General features: G+C 65.9%; 12 protein-coding genes and 1 pseudogene. 4 read left to right on the plus strand and 9 right to left on the minus strand.

All coding sequences use genetic code 11. The annotated features are described in order from the left end of the window. The first annotated feature begins 102 nt into the window (after window positions 1–102). Together ACFQ8C_RS35135 and istB are read left to right on the plus strand one after the other, a co-directional pair. Window positions 103–420, plus strand: a complete 318-nt coding sequence (locus ACFQ8C_RS35135) for a hypothetical protein (RefSeq protein ID WP_383465740.1) — start codon at window positions 103–105, stop codon at window positions 418–420. Continuing rightward, on the plus strand, window positions 417–1,214 hold the full coding sequence (gene istB / locus ACFQ8C_RS35140) for an IS21-like element helper ATPase IstB (protein WP_383465742.1): 798 nt from the start codon (window positions 417–419) through the stop codon (window positions 1,212–1,214). Before ACFQ8C_RS35135 ends, istB begins: the two co-directional genes overlap by 4 nt. 89 nt (window positions 1,215–1,303) lie before the next feature. On the opposite strand, the gene ACFQ8C_RS35145 is transcribed toward istB, so the two are convergent. The 9 genes from ACFQ8C_RS35145 to ACFQ8C_RS35185 all read right to left on the minus strand — a co-directional run bounded on the left by ACFQ8C_RS35145 (window position 1,304) and on the right by ACFQ8C_RS35185 (window position 8,924). Continuing rightward, window positions 1,304–1,729 carry a hypothetical protein gene (locus ACFQ8C_RS35145; RefSeq protein ID WP_383465744.1) on the minus strand — a complete coding sequence of 142 codons (426 nt, stop codon included), beginning with the start codon at window positions 1,727–1,729 and terminating at the stop codon, window positions 1,304–1,306. A 385-nt stretch (window positions 1,730–2,114) separates the two neighbouring features. After that, window positions 2,115–2,660 carry a ferredoxin gene (locus ACFQ8C_RS35150; protein WP_383465747.1) on the minus strand — a complete coding sequence of 182 codons (546 nt, stop codon included), beginning with the start codon at window positions 2,658–2,660 and terminating at the stop codon, window positions 2,115–2,117. Window positions 2,661–2,804: 144 nt separating this feature from the next. Further along, window positions 2,805–4,397 carry an ISL3 family transposase gene (locus ACFQ8C_RS35155; RefSeq protein WP_383465749.1) on the minus strand — a complete coding sequence of 531 codons (1,593 nt, stop codon included), beginning with the start codon at window positions 4,395–4,397 and terminating at the stop codon, window positions 2,805–2,807. Between the two features lie 479 nt (window positions 4,398–4,876). Then, window positions 4,877–5,716, minus strand: coding sequence for a DUF5677 domain-containing protein (locus tag ACFQ8C_RS35160; protein ID WP_383465751.1), 840 nt, complete (start codon window positions 5,714–5,716; stop codon window positions 4,877–4,879). A gap of 264 nt (window positions 5,717–5,980) precedes the next feature. Then, entirely contained in the window at window positions 5,981–6,622 is a 642-nt protein-coding gene (locus tag ACFQ8C_RS35165; RefSeq protein ID WP_383465753.1) for a DUF2326 domain-containing protein, read from the minus strand. A 75-nt stretch (window positions 6,623–6,697) separates the two neighbouring features. Next, on the minus strand, window positions 6,698–7,747 hold the full coding sequence (locus ACFQ8C_RS35170; RefSeq protein ID WP_383465755.1) for an ABC-three component system protein: 1,050 nt from the start codon (window positions 7,745–7,747) through the stop codon (window positions 6,698–6,700). After that, window positions 7,725–7,991 (minus strand): ABC-three component system middle component 6, encoded by a 267-nt coding sequence (locus tag ACFQ8C_RS35175; RefSeq protein WP_383465757.1) that lies wholly within the window; start codon window positions 7,989–7,991, stop codon window positions 7,725–7,727. The genes ACFQ8C_RS35170 and ACFQ8C_RS35175 overlap by 23 nt, the downstream gene beginning before the upstream one ends. Beyond that, window positions 7,988–8,497 (minus strand): ABC-three component system protein, encoded by a 510-nt coding sequence (locus ACFQ8C_RS35180; RefSeq protein ID WP_383465759.1) that lies wholly within the window; start codon window positions 8,495–8,497, stop codon window positions 7,988–7,990. Before ACFQ8C_RS35180 ends, ACFQ8C_RS35175 begins: the two co-directional genes overlap by 4 nt. Window positions 8,498–8,531: 34 nt before the next feature. Continuing rightward, window positions 8,532–8,924: a hypothetical protein gene (locus ACFQ8C_RS35185; protein ID WP_383465760.1), complete on the minus strand. Its 393-nt coding sequence runs from the start codon at window positions 8,922–8,924 to the stop codon at window positions 8,532–8,534. A gap of 259 nt (window positions 8,925–9,183) precedes the next feature. Between ACFQ8C_RS35185 and ACFQ8C_RS35190 the strand changes: the two genes are divergently transcribed. After that, the gene (locus ACFQ8C_RS35190; RefSeq protein ID WP_383465762.1) at window positions 9,184–9,642 is read left to right on the plus strand and encodes a DUF4279 domain-containing protein; all 459 of its coding nucleotides are present in this window, start codon (window positions 9,184–9,186) and stop codon (window positions 9,640–9,642) included. Between the two features lie 195 nt (window positions 9,643–9,837). Then, window positions 9,838–10,285, plus strand: a pseudogene (locus tag ACFQ8C_RS35195) (ISAzo13 family transposase); the annotation flags it as partial.

Here is a 10,285-nt window from a genome sequence, read left to right on the forward strand (position 1 = left end):
CAAGCAGCAGAGTGCCGAGCAGCAGGTCTCAACGCATCAACAACTGTCCCTTTTCATCCGTACGCGGGTGGGGACGTTCACGTGTACGCCGACACACGAGCCTTGATCGAGGTGCTGCTGGCCCGGTACGTCTCGCATGAGCACCTGGTCGCCGGCCTCGCGATGGCTCTGCGGGCCGGGGCCCTGACCGCGGACGCGGTCGCCCTCGAAGCCCGCAAGATCGCCCAGGCCGAAGACGAACCCGCCGGAAATTCTTCGCCGGTCGGTGCCGCGGGGGCGACCGTGACGTTTCTGCACGAGTGGCGGCTCGCGCATCTTCCCCCGGACACCAGGCCGCTGCCCTCGGTGACCCACTACGACCAACTGCTCCGACACCGTCGCGCCAGCGGCGGTGAACACCGCGAGGGAGAAGCACAGTGACCCTGCCCCGCCAGCGAGGCTTGACCGAGCAGGCCGCCACCACAGCCATCGACACCGCCTGCCGCCTGCTGCGGCTCCCCTCGATCAGAAACGAGCTCTCCGACATCGCCGACCGGGCGCTGAAGGACCAGATGACCTACCGCGGCTTCCTCGCCGAGCTGCTGATGGCCGAGTGTGACGACCGGTCCCGGCACCGTTCGGAACGGCGCATCAAGGCGGCCGGGTTCCCCCGGGACAAGTCGTTGCGGACCTTCGACTTCGACGCGAACCCGAACATCGACGCGGCCACCATCCACACACTCGCCAGCTGCGAATGGATCAAGAAGAGTCAGCCGCTCTGCCTGATCGGCGACTCCGGGACCGGCAAGTCCCACATGCTGATCGCGCTCGGCACCGAGGCCGCAATGGCTGGCTACCGGGTCAAGTACGTGCTGGCCACGAAGCTCGTCAACGAGCTCGTCGAGGCCGCCGACGAGAAGCAGCTCTCCAAGACGATCGCCCGCTACGGCCGCGTCGACCTGCTCTGCATCGACGAACTCGGCTACATGGAACTCGACCGCCGCGACGCCGAACTCCTCTTCCAGGTCCTGACCGAACGTGAAGAGAAGAACAGCGTGGCCATCGCCTCCAACGAGTCTTTCGGCGGCTGGACCAAGACGTTCACCGACCCTCGGCTCTGCGCGGCCATTGTCGACCGCCTCACCTTCAACGGCACCATCATCGAGACCGGCACCGACTCCTACCGCCTCGCCAGCACCCGAGCTCGCGCCGAGGAGGCGGCCAAGGCCGGCTGATCTCTGCCGTTACCTACCTCGACGGCCCGCCGTCCTCCGGGCGGCGGGCCGTCCTCGCCGAATCCAGTCGTTCCGCCCAGCAGGTTCGCTCAATCTGCCGTTCGTGAAGCGGCGGCTTCGATGCCTGATGCCCGCAGCTTCCGCGCCAGGAGCTCCATTTCAGGCAGGGTTCCTGAGTACTGCCCGGTCAAGACCTGATCCAGAACGGCCCGGACGCCGTCCAGGCCGATGCCGAGTTCCGCCCGCAGAACCCGCATGATAGCGGCGTTCTTCGCCGGCGGGGCTACCCGCAACCTTGCCCGCCCGTGCTCGGAGAGCAGGCGGCCACGCAGTTCCTCCGGCAGGTCACCGCCACACACAGCCAGGGCAAACTTGCAGGCCGGACACGTCGTCTCAACATCCCACCGCAGTGCCTCGCCCACCAGCGCCTGAACACCGCACCACTCCGCCTCGGCGCCGCATTCCTGGCACACGGCGGAGTACCTGATGGACTCAACCAAGATCGTCTTTTCCATAATCCCACCCCTCAAGAGGAGAGGTTAGAGGGCAGGCAGCGAACGTCCTTCCGGGGCGCCAACATGTCGCCCTGGCACTCGGGCCAGCGGCCCAGGCCACGCTGGCCCGTGCGCTGACGCTATCTCTCGTGAACATTCCAAGGCCCAGTGATCACCAACTGACGCCCAAACCGGCAGACAAACGCTGCTGCTGAACGGTTCTGGCACAGATCTTGGGGACAGTCGCGGAGCGTGATGTTTGCGTTCGATTGGGAGGATGGCCCTGGTTCTGCCGCACCTCTCGTTGCCGTGGTCTCGGGTTCCGTCGTCCGACCTGTGGTGGCTACAGGGTCATGTGAGGCTGCCGTGCTGCTGTCCTGTTTTAGGTAAGTCGGTGTATACCGGTCTAGAGCTCGGGCAGTCGGTCGGCCGGGGTGGGAGAGCGGCGTTCCTGTAGCCAGTAGAGGTAGATCTGCAGGTCCGTCTCCAGGCTTCCGGAGTCGGTGCCGCCAGCGATGTAGGCCGCAAAGTCCAGGGCGCCCTCCACTGCTCGCTGGTTCGGGATCCATCGGTCGTACCGCTCCCACTCGTGCACCTGGTCTCTCAGGTACTCCAGGATCCGCTCCCGGTCCCGCCACCACTCCCGGACCAACTCCGGTGTCCACCGCTGGTCTCCGTCCCAGGCGTAGCCGTCCATGGGGTCCGCCTCGATGGCACTGAGGACCTCCCTCACCTCGTCCGATGTGCGCGGCTGGCGGTATACGTACTCAGTGAAGTACTGACCGCCGTAGTGGATGTGACGCGGGGCTTCGAGTCGACCTGTCGCGCAGTTATCGGTCTCGGCGCCGTACACCGGCCCCGGGACGTTGAGCCACAGGCGGTCCTCCCAGCGACCGTTACAGCTCGGGTACACCTGGAACAGCACCGCCGCCGCGTCGAAGTAGAGCGTCATGAGGGCAGCGTACTTTTGCCCGAAGAGCTGAGAGTCGCAGCCTGAGCTGTGGCTGGCACCGAGTGAGCACCCTGTCGGGTTTGGACGACCGAGCTCTGACCTCGAAGGTGCCGACCAGCAGCAGAGCCGCATGGGCGCGAGGAACTACTGGAGCAAGATCATTTTGCGGAGTAGTTCGAAGCCGGCTCGGCCGTAGAGCTGCCTCTTGATCTTTTTGATGCGGTTCACGGCGCCCTCGATGCTGCCGGAGCTCCAGTCGAGGGTGAGGCCGGCTGTTACGGCGTCGAGGTCCCGGAGCATGTGAAGTGCGAAGCCAGTGAGGCCGGGCAGCTGGCTGGCGTCGACTGCATCGATCCAGGTGGGGAGTGTGGAGCCGAGACGGTCGGTGAGTATCTCCCCGAAGTCCCGGACATGTCCGGCGGCCGTGTCCAGCTCGGGGCAGCGGGCCAGGACCTCCTTCAGGCTGGTGCGGTCGTCCTCGCTCAGCGCGGTGGGGTGCCGGGTGAGCCAGCCGGTCACTTGCCGCACTGTCGGCGGCCGGGGCGGCGCCCCGGCCGGAGCCGTGCGCAGGGTGGCGATGTGGGCGCGAACCATCTGGTAGGTAACGGGCGCGTTGTCGGCGCGGAGTTCACCGTGGAGGCGGGTGACGCTGGTGCATCCCTCGGCGAATCGTCGTTCCAGGTAGGGCTTGTAGGGGTCGAGTCTGCTGGGCCGGGGCCGGTTGTCGCGGATGGTGTCCTGCCAGCGTGCGGCGTTCGCGTATCGGAGCACGGTGTTGAGGCCCCAGCCCAGGTGCCGGGCGATCGCCCGGCGTGAGTGACCCTGGGCAAGCATCTCGTGGACCAGGGTGTGTGCGGCCTTCTTGCGCTCGGCCCGCCGGCCGACGGGCGCCGCGTCGTTCTGCGGCTGGCCGGAAGCTGGCCGGGGGGCCTCTGGCGGCATGCCGAGGGGCGGCGGGTTGCGCAGGCAGTGTCGGTGGGCGGCGACGCAGGTTTCCACGGCCCGGCTGAGTCCCTGCCACAGATGGAACCGGTCGGCGACCTGCAGAGCGTCGGGGGCACCGCGCCGGGCGCCCTCGGCGTAGGCGCCTGCCCGGTCCCGGCAGATGATCTCCACGCCGGGATGGCGGATCAGCCAGGCTGCCAGTGGCCCGGCTTCACGCGCCGGGAGCACATCGACCACGCGGTGGTCTTCGACGCTGGTCAGGATGGTGGAGTAGGTCTGGCCGCGGCGGATCGCGAAGTCGTCCACGCCCAGAACCTGCGGAGTGCTGAAGCCTGGATCGGGCAGGGCCATGACCCTGCGTAACAAGGTCATCCTTCCCGCGCCGAAGCCCAGCTGGGCAGCCAGCCGAGCGCCGGCCCGCCCGGCCAGCGCGAGCCCCACTCGTTCCAGGGCGTGGTTGAGCCGCGTAGTGAACCGTGCGTGCGGGACGGTCAGCCGGGAGAACGGCTCGGCGAACGTCCGACGCGGACAGTCCGCCGCCCCACAGATGAAGCGCCGGACCGTCAGCCGGATCACAAAGCCCTGCTCAGCGATCGGAAGGTCCTTCAGCCTGCGCTGGTAGCGGTCGTGGACTCGGTCCGAGAAGAGGCCGCAGTCCGGACAGCCAGCACCGGTCGCGCGGCCTCTCGCCACCGCCTCGGCCGTGCCGAACGCGGCCGTGACCGCCTCGACCTCCACCTCGTCGATCCCATCGAACACCAGCGAGTCCCAGAACGGTGCGTCGGTCTGCATGCCCAGCACCATCACCGCCCACCGCCGACCACGGCAGCGAACGGAATGCACCTGAGGGAGCGTCACTTCCGGTCGTCAGGCCACAAGGCGTACGCCGTCTCGTACGAGCCAGGCCCTCGCAATCGAACGACGATGTCACGCTCCGCGACGGCTCCCCAAGATCTGTGCCAGAACCTGAAACTCACCAACAAAGCCAGTGGCCCTCACGCCGCCCTCGCCCGGGGTGAAGTCGACCTCTGCTCCCTGCCCGTGGGGGGATGGCCCCGACCTCATCTCCCTCGCCGGCGACCCCGACGGCTGCTTCCTGCCCCCTGCGGGGATGGACCCCAATCAAGGAATGGCGGCGTACCCTTCCCCTTCTGCTCCCTGTGCACGCGGGGATGGTCCCACACGCTGCATCTGCTCGCCGTTCAGGCCAAGCTGCTCCCCGTACGCGCGGGGATGGGCCCCACTCGACGCTGCCCAGAGTGATGCCCACCTCACCTCTTGCGGCGGCCCCGGCGGCTGTTCGTCTTGACGGCCTTCACGACTCGCTCAGGCAGCAGCTGTGCTCCTTCCAGCCCGAGGTCTGCCGCCGCCTGGCCGATTGCCTTCTGCATCGGGTCACCCTCGATCAGCGGGCTGACGATCGAAGCTGTCTGCAGGAGTGCCAGCGCCGTATGGATCACGAAGGCGTCCCCCGACTCCGGAGCCCTCAGCCGTATCTGAGGTGTCGTCGTGCCGACGGGCCACTCCAGATAGAGCTTCGCCGTGAGGTCGGAGGTGTGTGAGAGCGACGACAAGTGGCTGTATACCGGGTAGAGGTCGGCGCTGCCGTATCCGTCGAGCAGGTCATGGACGTTGCCCAGCTCGTGCTTAAACCGATCGATCTGCGCCCGCTCCGCCTCGGAGTAATCCGACCGTGGGGCCTTCCCGGCCTCGTCCCGCAACGCCCGGTACTTCGCCGCGTTGACCCAGCCGGTGTCCTCCATCTTCTTGCACAGCTTCTCGGCGACTTCGTCGCCGACCTCCAGGAGCGCGTAGACGGCGAGCTCGCCGTTGTCGACGAGCCACTGCATCGCGTACGTGTGGTTGAAGACATTGCGCACCAGCGGGCCCGTTTCCGACGTGAACCCCCGCTCTTCCGCGAGGAGAACGAGCTCGGAGGTCCGGCACACGAGCCGCCACCAGCTGTACAGCGGGCCGAACACGATCTCGCGGTCGGCGGGGATGATCACGCCGTCGGTGACGGCGGCCTCCGCGGCCTTGATCAGGGAGTGGGAGGCGCTGCGCGCGATGTTGGCGGTCAGCGTCTCGGGCATGTTCTCGTTGTCGGGCATGCACTCGAAGTCTACGCGCGGCGTCCCCATACCAGCGAGCGGATTCACGGCGGCCCTCGGCGCGGTCCGGCGAGGACCCGCCTCACGTCGCCCGTCGCAGCGCATTACCGTACTTCGACGGTGCACCGACTGCTCCCCGCGTGCGGCGATGGTTTCTGCCCAGACCGTCAAGTATGGAGTCGGCAGGCTCAATGTGCGAAGCAGATCTGATCATTCGAACGGGTGATAGTCGGGGTGTGGATCCGTCTTGAGTGTCTGGGACGGCTATTTTTTGCCTGCGGTTTTGAAGCGGAATCCGAACAGGCCACCGGCTTCGTGTTCGTCGGTGAGACGGGGGCTGCGGATGTAGGGCTCCGGGTTGAACCCGCGCTGGGCGGCAATGCCCAGGCTGTCGGTGTTGATCGTGACGATGTACTGCAGGTTCTCTTCCTCGGTGACTTCGGCGGTGGGCTTCAAGGCGGCGGCGACCTGCCGGTCGTCGACGCCGTCGTAGAGGTGGCTGTCGTGGATGAGGAAGTCGGGGCCTCGACCGTGTCTGTGCGCGAGGACCGCCAGTGTGAGGTCGAAGCAGAAGATGACCATGTTGCTGATGCCGCGGCTGCCGTCGCTGTCGATGCGTGGGGTGACGGTCAGGCTGTTGAGGCCGGCTTCGATGGCCAGATACGCCTCGCGTCCTTCCCCGTAGAGACGCTGTGCGTAATGCGAGAACAGCGGGATGGCCTCATCGGTCTGCTGACGGCGTTCTTGGAGGTCGGTGTCGACCGCCTGCTGCAGCTCCACGCTCTTTGCGGTGATCTGCCGTGCGCTCGCCTCGAGAGTCTGTGCTGCTTCGAAGCGGTGACGCAGAGCCTGGAGCGCTGCCTCGTCTCGTCCGAGAGCCGTCTGCAGCGTTGTCAGTGCTTCCAACGCTCCTCCCTCGGACAGGTCCCGTAGAAGACGCGCCTGGTCCTCGCCGAGGCGTGCCCTCTCCAAGCGGCGCGCCTAGAGCCTCTCGGTGAGTTCAGCTATCTCTTCTTCCAGGAATCCTCGACGGTTGCGGACCACAGAGTGATGGAAGGTCTTTACGTCCTCGAACCGGCGGCGGACCTGGTCGTTGAGAACTACGCCGAGTTCCCGGTAGACAGGCTCCAGGTAGTCCACCTCGACGTCAGTGGTCTCCATAACGGCTGCCTGGAGTTCCTCAAGGTTGTGCTGGTCGATCACATCCTCCTGCGCCAGCTGCTTGATACGCCGGCTCACCTCGTCAGCCCTGTCCTTGAGCCGTTCGTACTCGGGAACGACTTGGAAAGCTGCAACCTGCGCACGAAGCCGTTCCACCTGTGCTTCGGCCAGCGTGATCTGGCCCCGAAGGTCCGCTGTGGAACCCACGATGCGTCCCCACACGGGGTCATCGACCGCCTTCTTCAGCTGGGCACGCGTCGCTTTGCGGGCAGCCAGCTGCCGGTACTCGTCGACGAGCTGCCAGTCCAGCCCGAGCAGATAGGCGAGGTTCGACGCGGCCTCCGGCGCGGACTGCCGGGAGAAGGTACGGGTCGGCTCGTTGAAGCCGTGTGAAGAAATGCGCCGGGCGAGAAAGGAGAGCAGCACTCTTCCGCTCACACCCTGATGATCGCCGCGCAGCCCGAACAGGTCCCGCTCGATCAACTGTGTCCACTGCTCGACGGGCAGTTCCACCGCTCCCGTACGGGGGAACATGGCGCCGTCATCAATGCCGGTCACGTCCTCGCCGAGGGTCACGAACCCGGCACGTTGCCCGCTTCGGCGGACGCTGAGCGGGCTTCTCAGACTCGGCCAGTCCATCTCCAGATCGAACGTGATGTGCCGCAGCGCCTTGTTCATGGCGAGTGTGGTGTTGGTCGCCCGAGCCCCGAGGAGAAAGTGAAGCAGCTCGATCAAGCTGGACTTGCCCGCACTGTTGCGGCTGTCGGTGTCCGAGGACGCATCGGTGGTGTCTGCGACGATCAGGTTCAGACCTTCGACGAACGACACCTCCTTGAAGCGCCCGTCGTCAGCGCTCAAGCGGCGCAGCATGCGTACTCCTTGCAACGAGGACGTCCTGGTCCAGCTCTACAGCACCCATGGTGTAGAGCACGTCCAGCGCCAGGACGAACCAGCCGAACGATACGGGCGAGGGGTGAGAGTGCTCAGCTCGCCAGGTCTTCAAACGGGACCACGCCTGGCTCACAGACCGCGGCTCGTCGAGCTGCAACAGGATCTGAGCGCAGACAGAGAGCAGGCATCGGTCAGGCGCGATGCCCTTGGTGGGAGTGATCACGCGGATATCCCGAGAGCAGGCTGCCACCCTGCCGGCGGAGCTTCGAAGATGTCACAGCGCTCAAAGAAGTGCGCGAGCACCACATGGGCAGCCCGCAGCACCTTTGGGCGCGGCTGAGCGTTGCCTAGAACGTACATCTGAAGCTGCCACAGCACGTCCTCAGGATCGTCCCACTCCTCGCGCACCTGCTCGTAGTACACGCGGAACCCCTGTGCGACCTCATCGTGTTCCAGCTCCTGCATGGCGCCTGCATAGAAGGCGTCGACGAGGTGGCTCTGGCGCATCCCGCGGAGCAAGTCCTCACGCGCCTCACCTTCGAGCCGGTTGAAAACGAGCTTCTCAACGGGCACATCCGGCAAGGCCATCAGCGGGTCAGAAGCAGTGCGCAGATCTTGAAGCTGCTTCAAGAGAGGCTCAAGATCATCCATCCCGATACCGAACGTCATCTCCTTGATCGGTATCTCACACCGCAGGACGTCCTCAGCCGCCATCTGGTCGAGCCGCATGCATTCCTGCCACAGGTGCCGGCTGCCCATCTGCTCAAAGCGCAAGCCGGGCCTGGCGGGTCGCTGCCTGCGACAGCAGGGACGCCACCTCCGGATGCACCCCACGACGGTCGTTGTGCACGAACACAAACGTGTCGAACTGGTCTTTGCGCTTGGTGACCGCGCCAGCCAGATCGCCTTCGAACTTCTCGCGGATCTTGGCTGTCTTCACGGTCTGCGGGGCGTAGCAGGCATACAGCCTCCGAGAATGCAACGTGAGCCCATCGGCCGACATGTCTCCCAGAATCCCGGCAGTACGCACATCCAGAAAGTCCGGGTACCGCGAGCACATGAGCCGATGAAAGAAGTCTTCGAACTCGTTCTCGTACAACTCCGCCATGAGCTCGAGGAACTTCACTCGCGCGTAGGCACGCTGCTCGTACCGCATACACCCCCTCACCTACAAAGACCAAAGAGTAGCTCTACGTGATCACTTGTGGAAGGCGTCCCGTAGGCCACGCTGCCTCATCAGCCCTCAGATCCCATCGTTCTTCTCTGCTCCCCGCGCTCGCGGGGATGGACCTGTCCGGCCTTGATCCGCGACCGCCGGTGCTACCAGGTGACGCCTCCGGGCACCGCGGCTGCCTGACTGTCGGGGCACGCATAATCACGGCCGGCCCGTCTCCCGCGCGGCTACCCTCCACGGGATGTCACTTCACCAGTACGCCTACTTCGGGCTGTTCAGCAGGCACACCTCGGCAGCTGACATGACCTCGCTGCTAGGGATCACTCCCGACGAGGTAACCGTTCGAGGCAGCCGGATCACCGAACCGGCAATGGTCCCAGTCGACCATGCGTGGATGGTCGTATGCCGGGACCCTGGCCTGCGCGTCGATGAGCAGATCTCCCGCATTCTCGACAGACTCCAGCCCCACACGGACCGCATCTCCGACGTCACCAGGCTTCTGGCTAGCACTGGCGGCGGATCAGTGCTTAACGTCGTGCGCTATTTCAACGACACCGACCAAGCCCAGCCGGGTGCTGCTGACGCCCCCAATCTCTTCGGTTGGCACCTGGACCACAAGGTCCTGGACTTCCTCAGTGCCACTGGCGCGGAGCTCGGCGTCGACGAGTACGACATGACCGAAGACGAGGACGACAGGTGAGCACGTGCCCTCGTACTCACCAGGGCCAATGAGTCGTACTCAGCTGGCTAAGGGCTCGCAGAGAATCAAGGTGTTGCTTCCCACGGTTCGGCTCGTTGGCGTGGTACGCGCATATCTGGCGAGGTCCGCAGTCAACTCAACCTGAAGTTCGCGGTGTTGTTCCCGCACCTCGACGAGCGGCAGCGCCGTCTGCTGATGGGGGCCGAGGCCAGGATCCTGGGCCACGGGGGGGGATCCGGGCGGTCGCCCGGGCGGCTCAGGTCAGCGAGACCACCGTCCGCAAGGGAGTGGACGAGTTGGAGGCGGGGGCCGAACCTCTGGGCCGGGTCCGCCGTCCCGGCGGCGGGCGCAAGCGGGCCGCCGAGGTGGATCCAGAACTGCGGCCCGCGCTGCTGGCGCTGGTCGAGCCGGATATGCGAGGGGATCCGATGTCGCCGCTGCGGTGGACGACGAAGTCCACCCGCAGACTCGCCGGCGAGCTCACCAGGCAGGGCCACCGGATCTCGGCGGATACCGTCGCCGACCTGCTGCGGGAGGAGGGGTTCAGCCTCCAGGCCAACGCCAAGACCCTCGAAGGAAGGCAGCATCCGGACCGGGGTGCCCAGTTTTGCTACATCAGCGACCGGGCCAAGGAGCATAGGCG

This window comes from Streptomyces sp. NPDC056503, from assembly GCF_042794995.1.
Lineage (GTDB): Bacteria > Actinomycetota > Actinomycetes > Streptomycetales > Streptomycetaceae > Streptomyces.